At 66.9% G+C, this 23,593-nt stretch carries 25 protein-coding genes; 11 read left to right on the top strand and 14 right to left on the bottom strand.

The window, feature by feature from the left end; genetic code table 11:
* Positions 1-17: 17 nt before the first annotated feature.
* The gene (locus tag UB43_RS01500) at positions 18-1,865 is read right to left on the bottom strand and encodes a DUF1302 domain-containing protein (protein ID WP_045207688.1); all 1,848 of its coding nucleotides are present in this window, start codon (positions 1,863-1,865) and stop codon (positions 18-20) included.
* Positions 1,866-2,011: 146 nt separating this feature from the next.
* Entirely contained in the window at positions 2,012-2,545 is a 534-nt protein-coding gene (locus UB43_RS01505) for an alpha/beta hydrolase (protein WP_045208855.1), read from the bottom strand.
* A gap of 376 nt (positions 2,546-2,921) precedes the next feature.
* Here UB43_RS01505 and UB43_RS01510 point away from each other — a divergent pair, with 376 nt between their 5' ends.
* Complete coding sequence (locus UB43_RS01510) at positions 2,922-3,926, top strand: AraC family transcriptional regulator (protein ID WP_052969480.1); 1,005 nt, start codon at positions 2,922-2,924, stop codon at positions 3,924-3,926.
* Between the two features lie 246 nt (positions 3,927-4,172).
* Here the strand turns inward: UB43_RS01510 and UB43_RS01515 are convergent, their stop codons facing one another.
* From UB43_RS01515 to UB43_RS01560, 10 genes are all read right to left on the bottom strand, one after another.
* Positions 4,173-5,183 carry a YeiH family protein gene (locus UB43_RS01515; protein WP_045207693.1) on the bottom strand — a complete coding sequence of 337 codons (1,011 nt, stop codon included), beginning with the start codon at positions 5,181-5,183 and terminating at the stop codon, positions 4,173-4,175.
* Positions 5,180-5,506: a Rieske 2Fe-2S domain-containing protein gene (locus tag UB43_RS01520; protein WP_045207695.1), complete on the bottom strand. Its 327-nt coding sequence runs from the start codon at positions 5,504-5,506 to the stop codon at positions 5,180-5,182. Before UB43_RS01520 ends, UB43_RS01515 begins: the two co-directional genes overlap by 4 nt.
* Entirely contained in the window at positions 5,503-6,168 is a 666-nt protein-coding gene (locus UB43_RS01525; protein WP_045207697.1) for a DsbA family protein, read from the bottom strand. The genes UB43_RS01520 and UB43_RS01525 overlap by 4 nt, the downstream gene beginning before the upstream one ends.
* Positions 6,168-7,457, bottom strand: a complete 1,290-nt coding sequence (locus UB43_RS01530) for an MFS transporter (RefSeq protein ID WP_045207699.1) — start codon at positions 7,455-7,457, stop codon at positions 6,168-6,170. The genes UB43_RS01525 and UB43_RS01530 overlap by 1 nt, the downstream gene beginning before the upstream one ends.
* Before the next feature lie 90 nt (positions 7,458-7,547).
* Complete coding sequence (locus UB43_RS01535) at positions 7,548-8,600, bottom strand: 3-keto-5-aminohexanoate cleavage protein (protein ID WP_045207701.1); 1,053 nt, start codon at positions 8,598-8,600, stop codon at positions 7,548-7,550.
* A gap of 33 nt (positions 8,601-8,633) precedes the next feature.
* A complete protein-coding gene (locus UB43_RS01540; RefSeq protein WP_045207702.1) occupies positions 8,634-9,482 on the bottom strand; it encodes a TauD/TfdA family dioxygenase in 849 nt (282 codons plus the stop codon).
* A 10-nt stretch (positions 9,483-9,492) separates the two neighbouring features.
* Entirely contained in the window at positions 9,493-10,473 is a 981-nt protein-coding gene (locus UB43_RS01545) for a quinone oxidoreductase (RefSeq protein ID WP_045207704.1), read from the bottom strand.
* 231 nt (positions 10,474-10,704) lie between these two features.
* Complete coding sequence (locus UB43_RS01550) at positions 10,705-11,376, bottom strand: DUF3313 domain-containing protein (protein WP_045207706.1); 672 nt, start codon at positions 11,374-11,376, stop codon at positions 10,705-10,707.
* A gap of 140 nt (positions 11,377-11,516) precedes the next feature.
* Positions 11,517-12,476: an HlyD family secretion protein gene (locus UB43_RS01555; protein ID WP_045207708.1), complete on the bottom strand. Its 960-nt coding sequence runs from the start codon at positions 12,474-12,476 to the stop codon at positions 11,517-11,519.
* Between the two features lie 3 nt (positions 12,477-12,479).
* Complete coding sequence (locus tag UB43_RS01560) at positions 12,480-12,854, bottom strand: DUF3302 domain-containing protein (RefSeq protein ID WP_045207710.1); 375 nt, start codon at positions 12,852-12,854, stop codon at positions 12,480-12,482.
* Between the two features lie 222 nt (positions 12,855-13,076).
* On the opposite strand from UB43_RS01560, the gene UB43_RS01565 reads away from it, so the two are divergent.
* Complete coding sequence (locus UB43_RS01565) at positions 13,077-13,265, top strand: hypothetical protein (protein WP_045207712.1); 189 nt, start codon at positions 13,077-13,079, stop codon at positions 13,263-13,265.
* Between the two features lie 27 nt (positions 13,266-13,292).
* Here the strand turns inward: UB43_RS01565 and UB43_RS28760 are convergent, their stop codons facing one another.
* Positions 13,293-13,541, bottom strand: a complete 249-nt coding sequence (locus tag UB43_RS28760; RefSeq protein WP_052969481.1) for a hypothetical protein — start codon at positions 13,539-13,541, stop codon at positions 13,293-13,295.
* Between the two features lie 303 nt (positions 13,542-13,844).
* Between UB43_RS28760 and UB43_RS01575 the strand changes: the two genes are divergently transcribed.
* From UB43_RS01575 to UB43_RS01600, 6 genes are all read left to right on the top strand, one after another.
* Positions 13,845-14,846, top strand: a complete 1,002-nt coding sequence (locus tag UB43_RS01575; RefSeq protein WP_045207716.1) for an HlyD family efflux transporter periplasmic adaptor subunit — start codon at positions 13,845-13,847, stop codon at positions 14,844-14,846.
* The gene (locus tag UB43_RS01580) at positions 14,846-16,645 is read left to right on the top strand and encodes an ATP-binding cassette domain-containing protein (RefSeq protein WP_045207718.1); all 1,800 of its coding nucleotides are present in this window, start codon (positions 14,846-14,848) and stop codon (positions 16,643-16,645) included. Before UB43_RS01575 ends, UB43_RS01580 begins: the two co-directional genes overlap by 1 nt.
* Positions 16,642-17,772, top strand: coding sequence for an ABC transporter permease (locus UB43_RS01585; protein WP_045207720.1), 1,131 nt, complete (start codon positions 16,642-16,644; stop codon positions 17,770-17,772). Before UB43_RS01580 ends, UB43_RS01585 begins: the two co-directional genes overlap by 4 nt.
* 5 nt (positions 17,773-17,777) lie before the next feature.
* Positions 17,778-18,881, top strand: coding sequence for an ABC transporter permease (locus UB43_RS01590; protein WP_045207722.1), 1,104 nt, complete (start codon positions 17,778-17,780; stop codon positions 18,879-18,881).
* Positions 18,882-18,947: 66 nt separating this feature from the next.
* Entirely contained in the window at positions 18,948-19,256 is a 309-nt protein-coding gene (locus UB43_RS01595; protein ID WP_045207724.1) for a hypothetical protein, read from the top strand.
* Positions 19,257-19,277: 21 nt separating this feature from the next.
* The gene (locus UB43_RS01600; RefSeq protein WP_045207727.1) at positions 19,278-20,771 is read left to right on the top strand and encodes an efflux transporter outer membrane subunit; all 1,494 of its coding nucleotides are present in this window, start codon (positions 19,278-19,280) and stop codon (positions 20,769-20,771) included.
* Positions 20,772-20,773: 2 nt separating this feature from the next.
* Here UB43_RS01600 and UB43_RS01605 read toward each other — a convergent pair whose 3' ends face one another.
* Positions 20,774-21,394 carry a DUF4157 domain-containing protein gene (locus UB43_RS01605; protein WP_045207729.1) on the bottom strand — a complete coding sequence of 207 codons (621 nt, stop codon included), beginning with the start codon at positions 21,392-21,394 and terminating at the stop codon, positions 20,774-20,776.
* Positions 21,395-21,665: 271 nt separating this feature from the next.
* On the opposite strand from UB43_RS01605, the gene UB43_RS01610 reads away from it, so the two are divergent.
* The 3 genes from UB43_RS01610 to UB43_RS01620 are packed head-to-tail and all read left to right on the top strand — an operon-like array spanning position 21,666 to position 23,554.
* The gene (locus UB43_RS01610) at positions 21,666-22,070 is read left to right on the top strand and encodes an SgcJ/EcaC family oxidoreductase (protein ID WP_045207731.1); all 405 of its coding nucleotides are present in this window, start codon (positions 21,666-21,668) and stop codon (positions 22,068-22,070) included.
* The gene (locus UB43_RS01615) at positions 22,067-22,558 is read left to right on the top strand and encodes an ATP-binding protein (protein WP_045207733.1); all 492 of its coding nucleotides are present in this window, start codon (positions 22,067-22,069) and stop codon (positions 22,556-22,558) included. The genes UB43_RS01610 and UB43_RS01615 overlap by 4 nt, the downstream gene beginning before the upstream one ends.
* 57 nt (positions 22,559-22,615) lie before the next feature.
* Positions 22,616-23,554 (top strand): class I SAM-dependent methyltransferase, encoded by a 939-nt coding sequence (locus tag UB43_RS01620; protein ID WP_045207735.1) that lies wholly within the window; start codon positions 22,616-22,618, stop codon positions 23,552-23,554.
* The last annotated feature ends 39 nt before the right edge of the window (positions 23,555-23,593 follow it).

Genomic DNA, 23,593 nt, shown 5'->3' on the forward strand with positions numbered 1-23,593 from the left:
CGAGGCCTGGGGTGAAATCAGAAGGTGGCCTTCAGGGAGGCGGTGACCATGCCGCGGTCCTTCAGCAGGGGCGCGAGGCCGCCTTGCGAGGTGATCTGGCCGGGGATGCACTGGTACTGGCCGTTGGCGCCGGGGGTGTTGTTGTCGCGGCCGCTTTCACAGGTATCGAAGGGGCCGAAGGCGTCGACGTATTTCAGGTCCAGGCGGTATTTCTGGTGGAAGTCCGCGGCCACGCCGACCGAGTAGCTGCCGGCGTCTTCGTTGCCGCCCAGTTGCACCGCCGAGTTGCCGTGCAGGCCGACGTTGTAGGCCATGGGCATGGACAGGTCGACGCCCGGGAAGGCCTGGTACCAGGTCGGGGTGAAGTTGGCGGACATGGCGTAGGCGTTGGTGGTGACCTTGTCGACGCCGTGATAGCTGGAGTCGCCCTTGAAGGTCTGCTCGCCTTCGGTGACGTCGACCAGGTGCGTCAGGGTGCCTTCCACGGCCAGCGACGAGGCGTCCCACAACGGGGTGGCGCCGAAGGTCACCAGGCCGTTGAGCACGACGTGGAAGGTCTTGCCGCGAGCAAGGCCGGTGTCGCCGTCGCTGGGCATCTCGCCGATCAGGTTGGCGCCATTGACCAGACCGCGCTTGGCCGCTGCATAGAGCGTGGAGTTGACCGTGGTGAAGTTGCTCGCCAGCGGCATGTTCTCGCGGTAGTTCAGGTCCATGCCGACGCTGACGCCGCCGATTTCCTTGGACAGGCTGATGCCGTAGATGTCGATGTCATCGGCGTAGGCGGTGACGTAGTTCATCCCCTGCAGGCCGGCCAGGCCGGCCTTGTGCAGGTTCGGGGCGTTCACCAGCACCGCCGGCAGGGTGTCGGAGGTATTGCGGTAGTAGAAGCCCAGGGTGCCGTCGAGCCATTCCGGGCTCCACTTGGCCATCAGGCCGAAGTCGCCGGTGTCGTCCGGCTCGCGATCATGGCCGCGCGGCGCACCGTAGAAGGCGTTCTGCGCAGGCAGCGGCAGCCAGAAGACGTTGCCGCCGTCGTTGAGCATGTCGTAGGGGCCCATGTAGGTGCCACCTTCGGGGAAGCGCGAGTTCTCGAACTCGAGGAAGTACTGCGCGGCCAGGGTCAGCTCGGGGTTCACCGTCAGCGAGGCGGACAGCTGGTTGCGCGGCATGAACAGCTCTTTCGCCTCGGTGCCCGGCACGTTGTAGAGCTTGCCCAGGTCCAGGGCCGACTGGCCGTAGTTGATACCGTTGGCGGCGCTGAACAGCGTCTCGCCCCAGTAGATCGTGTGGCGGCCGAGCTTGCCGCTGAGCTGCATGTCATCGCCGACCTGGTGGCTGGCGAACACAAAGGCATCGAGCAGCTCGCCGGACGGGCCGTTGTAGTAGCGGTCGGCGAAGTTGCTCAGGCCATGGGTGGCCGGCTGCGCACCGCGCGGGGCGATCACCGTACCGTTGCGGCTGACCAGGTGGCCGGCGTTGCCTTTCTGGCCGGGGAACGGGTTGTCGGAGCCGACATCATCGTAGGCATGGTCGTACCAGCCGGCCGCGGAGAGGCGGAAGCCCATGCTCTCGCGGTAGACGAAGTCCAGCTCGCTGAGCAGGTCGAAACGCTGGGTCACCGGGGTGCCGGAGGAGAAGTTGCGGTCGCCGTCGTTGGTGTTGGCGGTGCCGGCGATCTTGCTGTTGGGCGACTCGACGCGCTGCCCATAGCTGAGCTTGACGGTGTTGTCGAAGCGGATCGACAGGTCCGGGTTGCCGGTGTCCAGCTCGAAGGCCTGCAGGGGCTGGCCGGCCATGGCGGCGAGGACTGCGGTCGCCAGCAGGCAGCGCTGCAGGGGACTATGCGGATTGCTCTGGTGATGCATGCGTGTGCTCCGTTTCTTGTTGTGGTCGGGACGCTTTCCGGGCCCGTCCCGCAGCCCCTTTGGCCGTGCGCCAGGGCGCACGGGGGCCTGCCCCGGCGCGAACGCCGGAACCGGGGGTTGCTTGGTTTCTCAGTGGCCTGGCTGAATCAGGTATCCAGCATCTGGATCAGCGCCTCGGCCTCTGGCCAGTCGCCGAATCCCGAAGCGGGGTTGAGGTGGCCGACACGGCCCAGTTCCACCAGGCTGGCGCGCCAGTGGCGAGCCATGCGCTGCACAGCCTCAGGGCTCGCCAGCGGGTCGTTGTCGCTGCAGGCCACCAGCGTGGGGAATGGCAGCGGCTCCAGCGGCAGTGGCGACCAGCCCATTTCGGCCAGGACCGCCGGCTTGGGATAGTGGGCCGGCCAGTCGCCGTCGAGATCCGGCGGGGTAGCCAGCAGCGCGCCCTTGATCGGTCGGCTGTAGCGTGCCGCCCAGTGAGCGACCATCAGGACACCGGCACTGTGGGCGACCAGGATCACCTCGCCGTCGATGCTTTCCAGCTCACGCTGGATGGCGTCGACGCGGGCATTCAGGTCCAGCTTGTTCTCGGTCAGCGGCGGTACGCTGCGAACCTTGGGCAGGCGCTGCTGGAGCAGGGTCTGCCAGTGCTCGGCGACGTGATCGCGCAAGCCGGGGACCATGAGGACGGTGGTGGAAGTCTTGTTGTTGCTCACCGGTTCACCTTTGGGTGATTTCGAACTTGTTGGACAGACAGTAGAGATGCCCCGGTGAAGGTGCTTTGCATTGAGCGTCAGGCACTTCGCATTTGATGACAGCCCCCGGCCAGCCTGATGTCCCGCGGGCTCCACGGCCACCGGGCATACCGGGACCTACGGCGCATTCCAGAGCGCCGCAGGCACTGGTCGAAGTGCGAACTTTCGTACACGATTGGTTACAGCTGTCGCTAGAATCTGACGTCATCGACCCAGCCAGCGTGCACTCTGGCCACCAGGCGTCCACGGACTCCCGACGGCACGGAGCAACCACAAGAACAAGAAGGCGATCGGCATGACCCCAATGGTTCGCATTGCGGCCCTCACCAACTACCTGGAAGTGGCCCGCCACCTGGGCCTCAACCCGCATCAGCAGCTGAGTGCGGCGGGCCTGTCCCAATCCATGCTCGAGCACCCGGAGCAACGTATCCCCGTTGCAACGGCAGTGACCCTGCTGGAGGAATCGGCGCGCATCAGCGGCTGCGAGACCTTCGGCCTGCGCATGGCCGAATCGCGCCAGCTCGCCGACTTCGGCGTGATCAGCCTGCTGCTCTCGCACCAGGCGACGCTGCGCGAGGCCATTGACACCATCATTCGCTACCGCCACCTGCTCAACGAATCCCTGGCCCTGTACATCGACCAGGAAGGCAAGCTGGCGATCCTGCGCGAAGAGCTCCTCACCGTGCCGCCGATGCCCATGCGCCAGGGCCTGGAGCTGGCCCTGGGCACCCTCTACCGCCTCTGCGCCGCCCTCCTCGGCCCGCACTGGCGACCGGTCAGCGTCAACTTCAGCCACGACGCCCCGGCGGACATGCAGGTTCACCGCCGGCTGTTCGGCTGCAAGATCGAATTCGGCAGCGAGTTCAACGGCATCGTCATTCCCGCCGCCGACCTCGACGCCGCCAACCCCATGGCCGACCCGGCCATGGCGCGGCATGCGCGCAGCTTCGTCGACTCCCTGCCCGGCGCCACCGACGGCAGCACGTTGAACGAAGTGCGCAAGTCGATCTACCTGCTGCTGCCCATGGGCCGCGCGACCATCGAACAGATCGCCCAGTCGCTGGGGCTGAACGTGCGCACGCTGCAACGGCGGCTGGAAGACAACGGCGTGACCTTCTCCGACCTGATCAACGAGGTCCGCCGCGAGCTGGTGCTGCGCTACATGGAGAACCCGCGCTATTCGCTGGGGCGCATCGCGGATTTGCTGGGATACTCGATGCCCAGCTCCTTCACCCGCTGGTTTGCCGTGCAGTACGGGATGTCGCCGGCGGCGTGGCGCAAGGAGCATCTGGGGCGGGAGGGGGAGTGATTTTTCCCTGTGGGGAACGGTGCCGTGCGGTTCGCGAGCAAGCTCGCTCCTACGAACAGCCCACCGTCTTCACCCTGTAGGAGCGAGCTTGCTCGCGAACGCACTTGAAGTGGGCGTGACCCGCTTGAGGTCAAGCTAAGGCTGGGCAGGCACCCAAATAAAATCGCGGACGGAGTCCGCTCCTACGACAGCCAATCCGCGCGTAGGAGCGGACTCCGTCCGCGATCGATATTCGCCACGCGCCAGTCAACCGGTGACGCGCAACATCCCCAACACCAGCACCGCCAGAAACACCGTCTCCCCCACCATCAGCAGGATCGGCTTCACCCCCACCGTCGCCAGCGCCTTGAGCTGGGTCTTCATGCCCAGCGCCGCGATGGAAATCACCAGGCACCACTGCGACAGCTTACCGCCGGCTTCTACCAGCATCGACGGCAGATAGCCGGTGCTGTTCACGGCGGCCAACAGCACGAAACCCACGGCAAACCACGGCAGCAGCGGCGGACGCTTGTCGCCCGGTTCCACCCCACGGGCGCGGGTGATCATTGCCGCGCAGAGGATCACCGGCAGCAGCATCGCCACGCGCATCAGCTTGACCACCGTGGCGCTGTCGCCGACTTCCTTCGACAGGCTGTACCCGGCGCCAACCACCTGGGCCACGTCATGGATGGTGCCACCCAGGAAGACCCCCGCCTGCAGCGGCGGCAGGCCCAGTGAACGGACGATCATCGGGTAGAGGATCATCGCCAGGGTCGACAGCGCCGACACGCCGAGCACGGTGAACAGCGTCGCCTTTTCCTTCTGCGTGTGCGCCGGCAGCGCCGCCGCCAGGGCCAGCGCCGCCGAGGCGCCGCAGATGGCCGTGGCGCCGCCGGTGAGCAGGCCGAAGAGGAAGTTGAAGCCCATGGCTCGGGCGGCGGCGATGGAGACCAGGATGGTCACCGTCACCAGCACCACCACCATGATCACTGGCTGCCAGCCCAGCTCGGCGATCTGCCCGAAGGTGATGCGGATGCCCAGCAATGCCACGCCCAGGCGGAGGATTTCGCGGGCGGTGAACTCGATGCCGGCCTTGCACACGCTGTCCGCGGAGAGGAAATTCATCGCCAGGCCGAGCAGCAGCGCGAAGAGCATTACCGGCGCCCCGTAGTGCTCGGAGAGGAAGGTCGCGGCGGCCGCCACCATGGCGCTGACCAACAGGCCCGGCAGCAGCGTGCGGCTGCGGGTGCCGAGCGCGGAAATCGTCAGCGTGGTCATGCTGGCACCTCCTGGTCGGCGATCACCACATGGCACTCGCCTGCGACCCAGGAAATCCCGTGCCGGCGCAGGCCAAAGCCCTTGATACCCGCCGGGCAACCCGTGGCCACATCGAAGCGCAGGCCATGGGCCGGGCACTGCAGCCAGCGGCCATCCAGGCGGCCGCTGAACAGCGAGGCGCCAGCGTGGGGGCAGCTGTCTTCGATGGCGTGCAGTTCGCCGTCGATATCGAACAGCAGAAAGATGCCTTTCTCGTGATGGAACAGGCTTCTGCCGCCGCGCGCCGGCAGGCGCTCAGCAGGAATCCGGACGACAGCGTTCATGCCGACCTTGCCTCCGGAAGCTGTCGTTCCAGCGCTCGGTGGAGGGCCGCCAGCAGCTGGTCCGGACTCTGCCCGCCCAGCGCGAAGGCGCGGCCTTCGAGCAGGAACATCGGCACACTGGAATCGGCCAGGGCCACGCGGCGGCCGATGAACTGGCGCGCGCCGTCGGCCAGGGCTTCGTCGAAGTCGGCCACGTCGAAATCACAGGCGCGCAACAAGCGGCGCAGGGTGTCACGATTGCCGATGTCCTGGCCCAGCTGGAAGTGTGCGCGGAAGATCATCTCCAGCAGCTGTTCCTTCTGGTTCTCGCTGCCCACGTGTACTGCGCGCTGGAACACCCGGTGCGCATAGGTGGTGTTGGGCATGGTGAGGATGCGCTCGAGATCGAGGTCGACCTTGGCGCCCTCCGCCGCCCGCCGCACTTCGCCCATGCGCGCCTTCACGGCACGCTTGCCGCCCAGGCGGCGCTGGTAGAACTCGGCGAAGGGCTCGCCCTCCATCGGCAGCTGCGGCAGCAGCTGCAAGCCGAGCCAGTTCACTCGCACCTGCAGTTCCGGACGCTGGCGCGCCAGCAGGCGCAGCGCAACGTCGAGGTTGCGCTTGCCGATCAGGCACCAGGGGCAGATGAAGTCGAAAGTCATGTCCAGGTTGAGAGTCGGCATCAGGCGCCCTCCTCTTCACCGCGCAGGCGGTGTATGTCGTTGTGGTAGTGGCGGCGGGCGTAGAGGAAGACCAGCGCGGCGAGAATGCTCAGCAGCGGGATGAGCTGGAAGGCACGGTCCAGGCCGATGCGGTCGGCCAGCACGCCGGTGAGCAGCGGGCCGGGAGCCAGGCCCAGCAGGTTGTTGGCCAGGGTCAGGGTGGCGAAGGCGGTGCCATGCACCGCCGGCGCCGTGAGGTTGGCGACCATGGCGCCGGACGGCCCGGAAGTCCCGGCGGCGACCAGCATGCCCAGGCAGATCAGGCTCAGCTGCGCCGTGCCCGGCGGCAGGTGGAAGGCGATGGACAGCAGCACGCAGCTGGCCAGGCAGAAGCCGATGGCGAGGATGATCTTGCGCGGCGGGTTGGAACGTCCCAGGCGGTCGCAGAGGATGCCGCAGAGCACCATGCCGCTGCCGCCGACCAGCACGATCACCGCGGAGATCATCCCTGCCTTGCCGGTATCCAGGTGGTAGTAGCGGTTCAGGTAGCTGGGAATCCACACCATCACCGCGGCGGCGACGAACAGCTGCAGGCCGCTGCCCAGGTAGGCGGCGATCACCGAGCGGCTGCCGAACAGGCTGCGCAGGGAGCGCCCGCCGGCCTGGCGCGGCGCTTCGGCGGCGGCCACCGGGGCGATGCGTTTCTCGCTGACGATCAGCGGATAGAGCAGCGCCAGCAGCAGGCCGAACAGTGCCATGCCGGCGAAGGCCCAACGCCAGCCCAGGTGCGCGGCCAGCACGCCGCCCAGGCCCATGCCGAGCACCGAGCCGAACATGCCGCCGGCCATGAAGGCGCCGGTCAGGGTGGCGCGCAGGTTTGCCGGGAACACCGAGATGACCACGGCGATGCCGACGCTGCCGTAAGCGGCCTCGCCGACACCCACGAAGAAGCGCGCGGCGAACATCTGCGGGAAGGTCTGCGCCAGGGCGCAGGCCAGGGTAGCCACGCTCCACAGCATGGCCATCAGCGCCAGGCTGCGTACGCGGCCCCAGCGGTCGGCGAGCAGCGACAGCGGGAAGGTCAGCAGGCCCACCATCACCGCGACGATGCCGCTGAGCAGGCCGAGCTGTGCATCGCTCAAGGCCCATTCGACCTTGAGCAGCGGGAATACGGCATTGAGCACCTGACGCGACATGTAATCGGAGATCAACAGGCCGAAGGTCAGAGCGAACACCACCCAGGCATAGCGGCGTGGCACGCTGGGCACGGTGGCAGGGATGTCGCCCAGGGCGACGGAGTGGATGGCCATGGTGCTAGCTCTCCGGGTGAGTCAGTGGATTCTTGTTGTTCTGGGATAAAAACCAGTGCGGGTTACTGGCAGAACCCGCACTGGAGCCTGTCACGCGCGTTGCGGGACGGACTTCTGGCCCGGCTGGCGGTTGGGCGCCATGCCGTTCATGCGCAGGGTTTCCTCGACGCTGTCGTACTGCACGCCGATCTTGTAGATGGCGCGCGCTTCCTTGCCGCTGGCGACCTCGCGGCCCAGCTCATGGGCGACGCGGACACACTGCTGGATCTGCTCGACCGAAGTCATACGCTGGCCGTGCTGGCCGATGATGGTGTCCTCGATGCCGCAACGCGGGTGCAGCCCCATGGCCATCGCCATCATGTTGAACGGCAGGACGTTCTTGAGCAGCGACTCGGCGGTGACGGTGGCGCCGTCCGGTGCGCGGTGCACGAAGTTCATGAAGTTGAACGGGTTGGGGCCGTCGAAGCCGCCGCCGATGCCGATCCAGGTCAGGTTCAGCGGGCCCTTGTAGACGCCCTTGCGCACCAGGCGCTCGAGGGTTTCCAGGGCGTGCATGCCGGTCAGCTGGAAGTGCGGCTGGATGCCCGACGCCTGCAGGCGCTTCAGGTGCTCCTCGACCCAGGCCGGGCCGGCCGGCACGGTCATCTCGCTGTAGGCCGCCTGGTAGAGCGGATTCTCCAGCGAGGTACCTTTGAGGTACTCCGGATAGAGCAGCTCCATGATGTTCATCTGGGTGGTGTTGATCGCCACCGTCACCTGGTCGGGCTTGGGGGTCAGCTCCGCGAGCATGTGGCGGGTGTCGTCGGACAGCCACTTGGCCGCTTCGCCGTCGCTTTCCGGGGCGAAGGAAATCGAGCCGCCGACCTGGATGATCATGTCCGGCACGGCCTCGCGCACGCCGGCGATCAGTTCGTTGAACTTGGACAGGCGCTTGGAGCCCTTGCCGTCGAGTTCACGCACGTGCAGGTGGAGCACGGTGGCGCCGGCCTCGTAGCAGTCCACGGCCTTCTGGACCTGTTCGTCCATGGTCACCGGGATGTCTTCGGGGAAGTCCTCGGGCATCCATTCGGGGCCGTAGGGAGCGGTGGTGATGACCACCTTTTCCTGGTTCTCGGGGTGCAGCGAATCGTCGAAGAATTGCATGTCGATCTCCGTAATTGTTCTTGTTGAGAGGGCTCAGAAAGGCTTGTCGCCGATGATCCCGGCGCGCTCCATGCGGCGCACGCAGGGCGGGTAGTCCATCACCGCGTAGTGCTGGGTGCAGCGGTTGTCCCAGATCGCCACGTCGTTCTTCTTCCAGCGCCAGCGCACCTGGAATTCGGGGATGTAGACCTGGCTCACCAGGTAGCGCAGCAGGTCCGAGGCGCCGGGGTTGGCGTCCTGGCCGAAGCGCACGTTCTGCGGCGTGTGGTAGTTGGTGAAGTGGGTGGTGAAGGCGTTGACGAACAGCACCTTCTCGCCGGTTTCCGGGTGGGTGCGCACCACCGGGTGCTCGGCATCGGGATACAGCGCCTTGAGCGCCAGGCGTTTCTCGGTCGGCATGGCCGCACCGAAGCTGGCCTCGATGCTGTGGCGGGCGCGCAGCTTCTCGATGCGCTCCTTGATCTCGGCCGGGAGCATGTCGTAGGCCAGGGCCATGTTCGCCCACATGGTGTCGCCACCCACCGGCGGGCACTCCACGCAGCGCAGGACGCAGCCCAGCGGCGGCACCTCGCGCCAGGTGGCGTCTGTGTGCCAGGCATTCTCGTAGCGGTCGTTGGGCAGGTCCGGGGTCTTGTAGATGCGCACCAGGCCCGGATGCTCCGGGTCGCTGCCGGCCACGGGGTGGTCTTCCAGCTCGCCGAAGCGACGGGCGAAAGCCACGTGCTCGGCACGGGTGATGTCCTGGTCACGCAGGAACAGCACCTTGTGCTTGAGCAGCAGCTCGCGCAGCTCGGCGAACAGGCCTTCATCGCGAGAGGCGTCGCCCAGGTTCACCCCGGAGATTTCGGCGCCGATGCTGCAGGTCAGACGTTCTACGTGCATGGCGGCGCCCTCAGATGACGAAGATCGACGAGCCGGTGGTCTTGCGCGACTCGAGGTCGCGGTGGGCCTGCACGGCATCTTCCAGCGCGTAGTGCTGGTTGATCTCGATGCGGATGTCGCCGTTGCCCACGTGGGTGAACAGCTCGTCCAGCAGCGCCGCCTTTTCCGCCGGGTCGGCGATGTAGTCGGCCAGGGCCGGGCGAGTGAGGAAGATCGAGCCTTTCATCGCCAGCAGCACCGGATCGAACGGCGGGATCGGGCCCGAAGCGGTGCCGACGCAGACCATCAGGCCACGGCGCTTGAGCGACTCCAGGGAGGTCATGAAGGTGTCCTTGCCGACGCTGTCGAAGACCACGTCCACGCCACGGCCTTCGGTTAGTTCACGCACGCGCTCGGCGACACCTTCCTGGCTGTAGTTGATGACGTGCTCGCAGCCGTGGGCGAAGGCAATCTCGGCCTTGGCGTCGCTGGAGACGGTGCCGATCACGCGCAGGCCGAGCAGCTTGGCCCACTGCGCAACGATCAGCCCGACACCGCCGGCAGCGGCGTGCAGCAGGATGCTCTGGCCGGGCTTGAAGTCGTGGATGCGACGCAGCAGGTAGGCCGAGGTCAGGCCGCGCATGGTCATGGCGGCAGCGGTCTCGAAGGCGATGTTCTCAGGCAGGCGGATCAGCGGCGCCGCCGGTACCAGGCGCTCGGTGCTGTAGGCGCCGAGGGTGTTGATGAAGCCGGTGTAGGTGACGCGGTCGCCGGGCACGACGTTGGTGACACCCTCGCCCACCGCGACCACTACGCCGGCGGCTTCCACGCCCATGCCGCTGGGCAGCGGGACGGCGTAGGTGCCATTGCGGAAGTAGGTGTCGGCGTAGTTCAGGCCCACCGCCACATGGCGGATACGCACTTGCCCCGGGCCGGGCTCGCCGACCTCCACGTCCTCGTAGCGCAGGACTTCGGGTCCCCCTGTTTCATAGAAACGAACGGCTTTGGCCATGGCCGGAATCTCCAGTTGTATTGTTGTCTTGGGCGCCCCGTTTGGAGCAGGCAAGCGCCCTTTGAGCGGACAATAGGCAGGGGCCGGGCGGGAGGCTTCACATCGTGCGACAGGGGCTTTTCATTTCATGACAGGCCGATGCGGCGCCACGATGGGCGCCGCACGGAGAGCAGGTTTGCAGGTGGGTTTGCAGGTCCTGGCGGACGAGCGGGATTGCCTGAATGACGTGAACTACCTGAGTTCGCGCAGTTTGCTGTAGGTCAGGCGCATGTCGCGGGCCCAGCCGTCGAGCACTCCCTTGAAGTCGCTGGCGGCCATGGCCTGGCTATCGTTCTCCAGGGCATGCCCGGTGCCCTTGCGCACCACCTGGGCGACCACGCGACTGGAGGGGCCGTCGAGAATTGCAGCTTCGGTGGCTATCTGGGTGTCCTGGTCGCGGATACCGGTCGCGGTGCTGACCCCGGCGGCGATCAGGGCGATCGGGATGACTTCATAGGGTTTGAGCGACTGGGTGTGGCTGCTCACCGCGGTGATCGCCGGACGCAGCACCAGGACGCCAGGGCCCGGCTTGTCGACGACCTGCAGCACCTGGCCCAGTTCGCGGCGCAGCGCCTTGTCGTAGTAGTCGGTGATCTGCGTCATCGTCGCTTGCGAGAGCTGATCGGTGGCCTTGGGCGCCGGGTAGAACTGCGAACGCTCGATGACGATGCTGCGGTAGTTCATCAGGTTCAGCTTGGGATCGATCCAGGCCAGGACCTTGGTGCCCGAGGCGTTTTCCTGTTCGGTGAGACGGGAGTAGTCATACAGGAAGCCGGAGTATTCTTCCGGCTGGACCTGCTTTTCCGCGCAGCCTTGCAGTAACGGCAACAACAGCAGGGACCACAACGCGACAGTGGACTTCATGGTGTTCTCCAGTTGGCATATCGACGTTGCCGGGTGTCACGGAGAAGACCGCGCTGTTCCCTTCCCCGCATGGTCTCGCGCGGCGCCCGCGGGCGCCGCGGATTGGCGCCCCCGGACAGGGCGCCGGCCTACCTTTCGGGTCAGTGGAACGGGAAGATGTAGTTCATCCAGGCCGCCATGCGCAGGAGGATCTTGCGCATGATCGCCACATGGTGGAAGTGCTGGCTGTAGATCGCCGCCTGGCCGTACGCACCGCCCGGCATCAGGCTGGCGTACTGGGCATAGTCCGGGTCGGTGATCTCGATGATGACCGGTACGCGCCCCGGCGGCGGGGATCCCGTATAGCTGAGCAGGGTTCCCGACGGTTGCACCTGGCCCTCGCCGATCACCCCGATCGCCTGTTTCACCTTGCCGGTGAAGACCTTGCCGGGAATCCCGTCGAAGGCTACTTCCGCCTCATCCCCGGCGGTCAGTCGCAGTTGGCTGTTCTGGCGCATCCAGGCAGCAAAATAGTGCCCCTCGTCCGGCACGAAGACCATCGAGGGGCGCAACGGCAAGCGTGTCGCCATCATCCCCGGGCGCAGCGACACATGGGTCACGAAGCCACGAGACGGCGCGCGCACCACGGTGTTGTCGAGGTTGAACTGGGCGAGCGCCAGCTGGGCATTGAGGTCATCGACGCGAGCAGTGGTCAGATCAACGTCACGCTTGTTGCCAACATTGCGCAGGGCCAGTTCGCGAGCGCGGGACTGGTCGGCGCGCGCCGACACCAGCTGCGCCCTGATCGAGTCCAGCTTGAGCTGGAAGGGTTTGGGATCGATACGGAACAGCACCGTGCCCTTCTCGATCATTTCGTTGCCCTTCACTGGCACCTCGATGACCTGGCCCGTCACCACCGGGATCACCGGGGTGGAAACGAAATAGGAACGCGCCACCTCGGAGTACGGGTGGTTGTAGTTCATCGTGAAGATCAGCGCGCCAATCAGCACCACGCCGCCAAGCACGGCGGTAGGCACCGACCACTTGTTCAGCGGGATGCGGAAGATCTTGAAGATGGCGATGCAGAAGGCGGTGTAGGTCAGGATCAGCAACAGGTCCATGGCTCAGCCCTCCCCGCCCGGTTGCGTCGGGGCGGGCGCCGCCGGGGCGACGCCGGGCGCGCGACCTTCCAGTACCTCCAGGCGCTGGCGCAGTTCGGCCAGTTGCCCCTCGAGGTATTCCGCCTCGGCCTGCGGCGTTCTGCCGTGGTGGAAACCCCAGCCACGGTCCTTGCGGTACAACATCGCCCAGATCCACAGGAACGGCCAGAGCGCATGCAGGGTGAACAGGCTGACCCAGCCGGCCGCGTGGATCGCGTCCTGATGAGGGTGATCGCGGTGCACCGCGATCTCGTAAGGAATGTCGTGCAGCATGATGATGCCGTAGAACAGCACCACGGCGGCGAAAATCAGTATTCCCAGGGCAACGTAGTCGAGCATCCCACACTCCTTTACCCCGGCCCAGCGCCTGGGGAGTCCGCATGAGTATGGCTGAGCCGGGACAATCTGCACGACAGCCGGAAGCCCCGCGGAACGCGGTTTCAAGCAATCGCCAGGCGGACCTGGCCGCTTCGTTGCAAAGGCGCCCATTCGTCAGGCTGGACACCTCGTGCCCGGCTTATCGCGTTCACTGGAATCCCGTCATCTTCCGGGAGAACCGACATGCGCAAGTCCACCCTCCTGCTGCTGATCGGCGCGCTGGCCGTGCTGCTCGGTGGCTCCTCCTGCGGCACTCACCACGACCGCCCCGACGCCCCGCCCCCACCGCCCATGGACGATGGGCAGATGGGCTACCAGCGCATCCCGCAGCAGCAGATCCAGCCGCAGGTGCAGTCGATTCCGCGGCGCTAGGCCCCGCTGCTTCGCCGCGGCAAGGCCTCACGGGTGCCGAGCACGCAGCCTGCCTGCCGGGCTCAGCAGGATCAGCCGCGCCACCAGCAGTGCCAGCAGGCCGACCAGGGCAAAGGCAACGAGGATCGCCACGCCGCCACTCTGGTCGAGGAAGTCGGTGAGCGCCGCGAGGGCCGCGGCGAGGAACAACAACACCAGGCCGAACCACTGCATGCGCAGGGCGCGCAGATGCCAGGAAGATCGGTGGTGGGCCAGGAAGCTCTCTTCGTTACCCATGGCGGTGCCTCCACGAGAGGTGCTCTTCCACGCTACCAGCCTGCTCGGAGCGTGGCACGGAAGCTGATGAAACGTACTGCCCCACCCGCATGGGCGCGCCCGGCAGCCCCCGGCGGTGACATCGCTGAAACAGCGCAGTGATCGACCGAAGAATTGAATTGAATGCAAGGCGCTGATCCTGCGTCGAGCGGTCAGCGTCTCCGCCAGCGGCACGCTAGAGCGTTGCGCCATTGATACAGATCCGCTTGCCTGGTGCAGAACTGTCTATCCTTCACCGGGCTGTCATGAATCAGGGATGGGGCAATGCCTAAGAAGCTGGTACTGGTGGCGCTCGTTGCGCTGCTGCTGGGGGGCGGAGTGTGGTGGTACCTGCACTCCCGCGAAAGCGGTGACAAACGCCTGGTGCTCTACGGCAACGTGGACATCCGCCAGGTGTCGCTGGCCTTCACCGGCAGCGAGCGCATCGCGAAGATGAATGTCGAGGAAGGCGACCAGGTGAAGGCCGGCGACGTGCTGGCCAGCCTCGACACTCGCGCCCTGCGTCTGCAGATCGACAAGGCCCAGGCACAGATCGCCGCCCAGGAGCAGAACCTGCTGCGCCTGAAGAACGGCTCGCGCCCCGAGGACATCGACAGAGCCCGCGCCCAGGACAAGGCTGCCCGCGCCCAGCTCGACCTCGCCAACACCCAGTTGCGTCGGCTGCAGAGCATCCGCGCCAACAGCCCCGGCGGCCGCGCCGTCAGCCAGCAGGACATCGACAGCGCCACTTCGCAGCAGAAGGTTGCCCAGGCCGAGCTGGAAGACCGGCAGAAGTCCCTGCGCCTGGCGCAGATTGGCCCGCGCGCGGAAGACATCGCCCAGGCCGACGCCCAGCTGGCCGCCGCCCGAGCCGACGTGGCGCTGCTGCAGCACAACCTAGACGAAGCCGACCTCAAGGCACCGCAGAACGCCACCGTGCGCTCGCGCCTGCTGGAACCCGGCGACATGGCCTCGCCGCAGCGCCCGGTGTATTCGCTAGCCCTGACCGATCCGAAATGGATTCGCGCCTATGTCAGCGAAACCAACCTGGGCCGCATCAAGCCCGGCCTGAAGGCCCAGGTGTTCACCGACAGCCACCCGGACCAGGCCATCGACGGCCACGTCGGCTTCATCTCCTCGGTCGCCGAGTTCACGCCCAAGTCGGTGCAGACCGAAGAGCTGCGCACCAGCCTCGTCTATGAAGTGCGCGTGCTGGTGGCCGATCCGGACAACCGCCTGCGCCTGGGCATGCCGGCCACGGTGCGCTTCGCCGACGAGCCGCGTTGATGGCCTCGGTTCAGGCAACCCACGCCGAAGGCCCGGTCATCCGCGCCGCAGGCCTGGCCAAGCACTTCCTGGTGAAAGAGTCAGGCAAGACCGTGCAGGCACTCAAGGACATCAGCCTGGACATTCCGCGCGGCCAGCTCACCGCCCTGGTCGGCCCGGACGGCGCCGGCAAGACCACCTTCCTGCGCCTGGTTGCCGGGCTGCTGCAGGCCGACGCCGGCACGCTGACCGTGCTGGACCTGGACGTCCACGCCCACCCGCAGCAGGTCCAGGACCGCATCAGCTACATGCCGCAGCGCTTCGGCCTCTATGAAGACCTGAGCGTGCAGGAGAACCTCGACCTCTACGCCGACCTCCACGGCGTGCCGCACAAGGAACGCCAGGAGCGCTACCAGCGCCTGCTGGAAATGACCGACCTGGCCCGCTTCACCGACCGCCCGGCGGGCAAGCTCTCCGGCGGCATGAAGCAGAAGCTCGGGCTGGCCTGCACGCTGGTTCGCTCGCCGGACCTGCTGCTGCTCGACGAACCCACCGTCGGCGTCGACCCGCTGTCACGCCGCGAACTGTGGGAGATCATCCAGCAACTGATCGAACAGGAGCAGCTCAGCGTGCTGGTTTCCACCTCCTACATGGACGAGGCCGAGCGCTGCGCCGAAGTCTTCCTGCTGCACCAGGGCCAGCTGATGGCCAAGGGCGACCCGGCATCGATCCGCGAGCACGCCGACAACCTCTGCTTCATCGCCACTCCCCCCCAGGACGAACCTGCACGCACCCTCCAGGCGCGGCTGCTGGACGACCACCAGAACATCGTCGATGCCGTGCCGCAATCGGGCGAAGTGCGCTTCATCCGCCAGCCCGACGCGGATCAGGGCAAGCTGGACCAGCTACTCGACGGCGCCCCGGTGCGCCAGGTGGACGCGCGCCTGGAAGACGGCTTCATGTTCCTCCTGCGAGCCCGCAGCGATGCCGAACAAGTCGACATGGAATCGCTCAAGGCCGGCACCCGTCGCCACGGAGAGGGCCACGCCGACAACGACGAAACGGTGATCGAAGTGAAGGACCTGGTGCGCAAGTTCGGCGACTTCACCGCCGTGGCCAGCACCAGCTTCAGCGTGCACCGCGGGGAAATCTTCGGCCTGCTCGGCCCCAACGGCGCCGGCAAGACCACCACCTTCCGCATGCTCTGCGGGCTGCTGCCGGCCACCAGCGGCACGCTGCAGGTGGCCGGCGTCAACCTGCGCCACGCGCGGGCCCAGGCGCGGCGCAAGGTGGGCTACGTGTCGCAGAAGTTCTCCCTCTACGGCAACCTCTCGGTCGCCGAGAACCTGCGCTTCTTTGGCGGCGCCTACGGGCTGGGCGGCAAGCAGCTGAAGCAACGAATGGACGTGGTGTCCCGGCAGTTCGACCTCGCCGGTCAGGAGGATTCGCCCAGCGGCCAGCTGCCTGGCGGCTTCAAGCAACGCCTGGCCATGGCGGTCGGCCTGCTCCACGAGCCGGAAATCCTCTTCCTCGACGAACCCACCAGCGGCGCCGACCCCCTCGCCCGCCGCGGCTTCTGGCAGCGCATCACGGCGCTGGCAGCCTCCGGCACCACCATCATCATCACCACCCACTTCATGGAAGAGGCCGAGTACTGCGACCGCATCGTCATCCAGGACGCCGGCAAGCTGCTGGCCATGGGCACGCCGCGGGAAGTACGCGAGCAGGCCGGCGGCCAGGGCAGCACGCTGAACATGGAGCAGGCGTTCATTGAAATAGTCGAAAGCAACCGCCAGCACGCCAAGGCAGGCGCCGCATGAGCGCCGGCGGCTTCTGGTGGCGCCTCGCCTCGCTGACCCGCAAGGAAGTGCGGCAGCTGGTGCGCGACCGCAGCAACCTGCTGATCGGCATCGGCCTGCCCATCGCGCTGATCCTGATCTTCGGCTACGGCCTGTCGCTGGACGTCAAGCGCGCCATCGTCGCCATCGTCCTCGACGATCCCTCCCCCGTGGCCCGCGACGTGGCCGCCGGGATCAGCCGCACCGAGTATCTGGAGCCACACCTGGTGCGTTCGTTCGCCGAGGGCGAGAAGCTGATGCGCGCCCGCGAAGTGGACGCGGTGGTGCAGTTCCCCTCCGATTTCACCCGCAATCTCAACGACGGCCACGCGCAGATCCAGGTGCTGGTGCAGGGCTCGGATGCCACCCGCGCCGCCAGTGTTTCCACCTACGTCAGCAGCGCGCTGGCGGGCTACGGCGAGAAGCAGGCCGACCGTGGCGCCGGCTCGGCGAGCCAGGCTGGCGCGGTCACCATCGTCCAGCGCATGTGGTTCAACGCCGCCAACACCAGCACCTGGTACCTGGTGCCGGGGCTGATCGTGCTGATCATGACCCTGGTGGGCGCCTTCCTCACCGCCCTGGTGATGGCCCGCGAATGGGAACGCGGCACGCTGGAGGCGCTGTTCGTCACGCCGGTGCGGCCGGTAGAAATCCTCCTGGCGAAGATCATCCCCTGCTTCGGCATCGGCATGATCGGCCTGGCGCTGTGCCTGCTCGCCGCGCGCTTCCTGTTCGACGTGCCGATCTACGGCTCCTTCGTCGTGCTGGTGATAGCCTCGATGCTCTACATGCTGGTGGCGCTGGGCATCGGCCTGCTGATCTCGGCGGTGACCAAGAACCAGTTCCTCGCCAGCCAGATCGCCCTGCTCGCCAGCTTCCTGCCGGCGATGATGCTCTCGGGCTTCATCTTCGACCTGCGCAACGTACCGACCGCCATCCGCGTGATCGGCAACCTGCTGCCAGCGACCTACTTCATGGAGCTGGTGAAATCCCTGTTCCTGGCCGGCGACTTCTGGCCAATGATCTTCAAGAACTGCGCCATCCTCGCCGCCTACGCCGTCGCCCTGCTGGGGCTGGCGCGGCTGGTGACGCGCAAGCGGCTGGACTGACTCGCATGGAATTTTTCTGGCGCATCCTCAACCTGTGGCGCAAGGAACTGCTGGTGATCCTCAAGGACCCGGCCAACCGCATCGTGCTGGTGGCGCCGGTGCTGATGCAGAGCGTGCTGTTCGGCTACGCCGTGACCTTCGACCTCAACGACGCGCCCTACGCCATCCTCGACCTGAGCCACAGCGAATCCTCCACCCGCCTCGCCTCGCGGCTGGACGGCAGCGGCATCTTCCACCGGGTGGCGACGCTCACCCGCGTCGAGGAAATCCAGACGGTGATCGACGAGCAGAAGGCGCTGCTGGTGATCCACATCCCGTCAGACTTCCAGACCCGCCTGGCACAGGGCGACCCGGCGCCGATCCAGGTCATCCTCGACGGCCGCAACTCCAACACCGCCGGCTCCGCCGCCGCCGGCCTGGCCGTGGTGGTGGACCAGTTCAATCGCGAACAGGGCCTGGCCTCGGCGCCGATCAGCGTGGTCAGCCGCTCCTGGTACAACCCCAACCTGGAAACCCGCTGGCCGCTGATCCCCGCGCTGATCGCCACCCTGAGCATGATGCAGACATTGATGCTCACCGCGCTCTCGGTCGCCCGCGAACGCGAACAGGGCACCTTCGACCAGCTGCTGGTGACGCCCTACACGCCGCTGGAAATCATGTTCGGCAAGGCCATCCCGCCGCTGCTCATCGGCCTGGTGCAGGCCACGCTGGTGCTGCTGATGGCGCTGTTCTGGTTCCGAATACCCATGGCCGGCTCGCTGTTCAACCTCTACGGCGGGCTGACTGTCTTCACCATCGCCTGCGTCGGGCTAGGCATGTCGATCTCCGCCGTGTCGCTGAACATGCAGCAGGCGATGCTCTACACCTTCGTGCTGATCATGCCGCTGACACTGCTCTCCGGCCTCGCCACGCCGGTGCGCAACATGCCCGAGTTCCTGCAGATCGTGACCTACGCCAACCCGCTGCGCTTCGGCATCGACCTGATCCAGCGGGTCTACCTCGAGGGCGCGACCCTGGCCGATGTCTGGCACAACCTGATCCCCATGCTGGTGGTCGCTGCCGTCACCTTGCCGCTTGCCTCGTGGCTGTTCCGCCACCGGCTTGCGTAACGGGTCACCCGGCATGGCGAACGAATGCAATACCCTGGCGAGGACCAACTTCGGAAATGGACAGCCATGAGCGACACCAGCAGCTTCATCGTCTTCCTAGTCACCCAGCTCCTGCTGCCGTTCTGGCTGGGCCACCGGTACTGCCGCAGGAAAGGCATTCCCACCCAGTCCTGGCGCGCGGGCGGCATCTACCTGATCGCCCTGTCGGCGGCGATGCTGTTGTTCATCGGCCTGCTGGGCCTGCCCACCCACGTGAAGAACGTCGGCATGGTGACCAACCGCTCCATGGGCCTCGCCTGCGGCGTGATCGGCATTTTCGGCGGCCTGCTGGTGGGCTATGTCGCGCGACGCTTCGAGCGCACTTCGGATGACTAGCTTTGCAAGAGGGTGTCACCCATGAACCTCACTTCCCGTTTCGTCTCCCTGGCCCTGCTGGGCAGCAGCCTCGCCGGCTGCGCCGTCGGCCCCGACTACGAAGCGCCGAAAACCCAGGCGCCGGCGAGCTGGCAGGCCGCCCACGCCGGCGACGGACAACTGCACCCGGTGGAGGGCACCACCCGGCTCAGCGAGGACTGGTGGACCCTGTTCAACGACCCGGTGCTGAACAACCTGCAACGCCGCGCCGACAAGGCCAGCCCGGACCTCAAGACTGCCGTGCTGCGCTTCGCCCAGAGCCGCATGCAGCGGCAGATGGTGGCCGCCCAGCGCGGCGTGGACGTCAACGCCTCGGCCGCGGTGAATCGCCAGCGCCTGAGCGAGAACGGCTCCAACGCGCTGATGATCCAGCGCATCGCCCCCACCGGTGACAGCGACCAGATCGCCAAGGTCCTGGCCGAGCCGTTCACGCTCTACCAGGCCGGTTTCGACGCTTCCTGGGAACCCGACCTGTGGGGTCGCATCCGTCGTTCCATCGAGGCCGCCGATGCCAGTGTCGATGCGCAGCAGGCGATGTTCGAGGAAACCCGCCTGGGCGTTTCGGCGGAGCTGGCCCGCAGCTACTTCGAGCTGCGCGGCGTGCAGCAACAGATCGCCGTGGCCCGGCAGGACATCGCCGCCACCGAGGAATCCATGCAGCTGATCCAGGTGCGCGCCGACGGCGGGCTGGTGGACGATTTCGACGTCGAACGCCAGCGCGGCCAGCTCGCCGAGCTGCGTTCCAGCCTGCCGCAACTGCAGGCCAGCGAAAGCGCAGCGATCAACCAGATCGGCGTACTGATCGGCGCCGAGCCGGGCAGCCTGCGCGAGGACCTGAAACCCGTCGCGCAGAGCGCGCCGCAGACACCGGACCTGAGCCTCGGCCTGCCCTCGGAAGTGGCGCGCCGCCGCCCGGACATCCGCGCCGCCGAAGCCCAGCTGCACGCCGCCACCGCCAACATCGGCGTGGCCGTGGCCGACCTCTACCCGACTATCCGCCTGGGCGCGAACTTCGGCTACGAGTCGGTGGAAGACAGCAAGTTCGGCGACTGGGGCAGCCGCACCTGGACGGTCGGCCCGAGCCTCTCGCTGCCGATCTTCGACAACGGCCGGCGCCGCTCGCAGGTCAACCTGCGCAAGCTGGAACAGCAGGAAGCGGCAGTGTCCTACCAGCAGACCGTGCTCAAGGCCTGGCAGGAAGTGGACGACGCGCTGAGCCACTACGGCGCCGAACGCCAGCGCAACCAGCGCCTGCAGGAAAAACTGCACAGCAGCGACATCGCCTACGGCATGGCCAAGGCGCGCTACGCCGGCGGCATGACCGACTTCCTGGTGGAACTGGACGCCCAGCGCGCCTACCTGCAATCACGCCGCGACGTGGTCGACAGCGACACCCAGCTGCGCCTGACGCTGATCGCCCTGTGCAAGGCGCTCGGCGGCGGCACGCCGGCACCGGAGGCCAGCGCCAGTCGCTGAGGTCAGTTCTTCTGCGCGGAGACCTTGCCGTCGCGCAGGTCCTTGGCGACCCGGCGCTGCATCTCGTAGGCCGGCGCCTCCACGGCGTCGAAGTCCTCGGAATAGCGCGTGGCGAAGCCCTGTACACCCCACTCCTGGTACTGCTTCACGTGCCACAGCTCATGGGCCCAGAGGGCGACGTCCTTCTGCGCATCGTCCTCGCTGCGAAAGACGATCACATCCACCAGCGTGACGGCCTCGGTGTCCGGGTTCTGCATGATCGCCTGACCGGCATTCAGGTCATCCAGCGCACCGATGGAATAGCGTGCGGCCATGAGCACGTCGTCGGGGTAGTAAGGCTGCAGCTGGGCGCGAATCTCCAGCGGAATCGGCTCGGTGCCGCCCTGCACGGCCTGATCGCGAGACTGCTGCAGCCAGACGGCCAATGCCTGGGCGGCCATCTTGCGGGTATCCGACAGCACCGGGCCGAGCACGGCACCCAGGTCTGGCAGGCACATGCAGGTGTCCAGGCAGACCTGGCGCTGCCCCGCAGGGCAAGTCGCGGCCAGGGTATCGACGGACGCGGCCAACCCGGTGAGCAACGCCAGGGCGTGCAGGAAGCGGGTTGCGAGGGGGGATGGCATGAAAAGGCTCCGCTACAGCGTGGAGAAAGAATGGTGCTCAGACAATGGCGCGGCGCGATCATGCCATGCCGCCAGCAAAAAAAGAGCGCTGGCGCGACGTATGAAACTTCTGATAGCTTCTGAGCCATGAATGCCGCCAACCGCACCTTCCAGCCGATTATTACCACCATCGCTCCGATGGTGGGTTAGCGCATTCCGCGAACAACCAAACCCGCCTCCCGGCGGGTTTTTTAATGCCCGCCGTCCGAGGCTCCCGATCGAGGAGACACTGATGGACCCGGCAAACCAAACGGCACCTCACCCGCTGCAAGCGCTCATCCAGACCGCCGACGAGGCCATCGGCCGAGAGGATTTCGACGCGCTGATCGAGTTCTACAGCGATGACGCCCTGCTGGTGGTCAAGCCCGGCCTGCTCGCGCGCGGCAAGGCGCAGATCCGCCAGGCCTTTGTCGCCATCGCCGAGCACTTCGGGCACAACCTGCGGGTGCGCCAGGGGCGCCTGGAAATCCTCGAGACCGGCGACACCGCCCTGGTGGTCGCGCAGACCCTCCTCGACACCCGCCACGGCAAGCTGAGCCGCCGCGCCACCTACGTGTTCCGCCGCGAGACCGATGGCGCCTGGCGCTGCGCCGTGGACAACTCCTACGGCACCGACCTGCTGGAGGCGACGACATGACCACGCAGACAGGTACGCTGCACCTGCTGTGCGGCAAGGCAGCGTCGGGCAAGTCCTGCCTGGCGCGGCAACTGGCCGAGGCGCCGGGCACCGTGATGCTGGCCGAGGAACAGTGGCTGGCCGAGCTGTTCCCCTGGGGCATCAGCAACCCCGACGACTATCAGCTCTACGCGCGCCGCGTGCGCAAGGTCATGGGGCCGCACGTGGTCGGCCTGCTGCGCGCCGGCACCAGCGTGGTGCTGGACATCCCCGCCAATACCCTGGCCGACCGCCGCTGGCTGATCGACCTGGCGCAACAGGCCGGCGCCGCGCACTGCCTGCACTTCCTCGACGTCGACCCGGCCACCTGCCGCAGCCGCCTGCTGGCGCGCCATGCCATTGCACCACTGGCGGCGCCGCTGGACCCGGCCGGCTACGAGGCGCTCAACCGCTACTTCGTCGCCCCGCGCCCGGAGGAAAAACTGCGGGTGCAGCGCCATGGCGCCTGAGCGCGTAGAATCGCCGCCCCGATCCGCCGAATCCGCCTGTGTAGAAAGACCCGAAGCATGAACACCGACGCCATCGCTACCCTGCGCGAGCAACTGCTTGCGGCCCTGAACCCCGCCCCCGCGGAGACCCGCCGCCTGTTCCACGGGCGCGGCCGGCGCTGGCCGGGGCTGGAGCACGTGACCGCAGACTGGCTGGAAGGCGTGCTGCTGGTTTCGCTGTTCCGCGAGCCTGCCGAAGACGAGCTGGCGGCCCTCAGGGCGATGCTGGTCGAACTGGCGCAAAGCGAAAGCTGGCGCGCCACCGGCGCCCGCAGCCTGATGCTGCAGCACCGCTACACCCTGGAAAGCACGATGGAAGTCCTGCATGGCGAGGCATTCGACGGCTGGCAGATCACCGAGCACGGGCTGCGCTACCAGCTGGACCTGGGCCGCAAGCAGAACAACGGCCTGTTCCTCGACATGCGCTACGGCCGCCAGTGGGTGCAGGCCAACTCCGAAGGCTTGCGCGTGCTGAACCTGTTCGCCTACACCTGCGGCTTCTCCGTGGCGGCCATCGCCGGCGGCGCGCAGAAAGTGGTCAACCTCGACATGGCCCGCGCCGCGCTCAGCCGTGGCCGCGACAACCACCGCCTGAACGGCCACGACCTGTCGAAGGTCAGCTTCCTCGACCACGACCTGTTCAAGTCCTGGGGCAAGGTGAAGAAGTCCGGCCCCTACGACCTGATCATCATCGACCCGCCGAGCTTCCAGAAAGGCAGCTTCGTCCTCGACAAGGACTACGCCCGCGTCCTGCGCCGCCTGCCGGAACTGCTGGACGGCGCCGGCACCGTACTGGCCTGCGTGAACGACCCGGCCGTTGGCGTCGACTTCCTCCTCCAGGGCATGGCCGCCGAGGCGCCACAGCTGCGCTTCGTCGAGCGCCTGGAGAACCCGCCGGAATTTGCCGATATCGAGGAAGACAGCGGCCTGAAGGCACTGGTGTTCCGGCTGGGCTGATCTCGCCGATCCCCCTGTAGGAGCGCCCCATGGGCGCGA

The sequence above is a fragment of the Pseudomonas sp. 21 genome (genome assembly GCF_000955805.1).
GTDB lineage: Bacteria > Pseudomonadota > Gammaproteobacteria > Pseudomonadales > Pseudomonadaceae > Pseudomonas.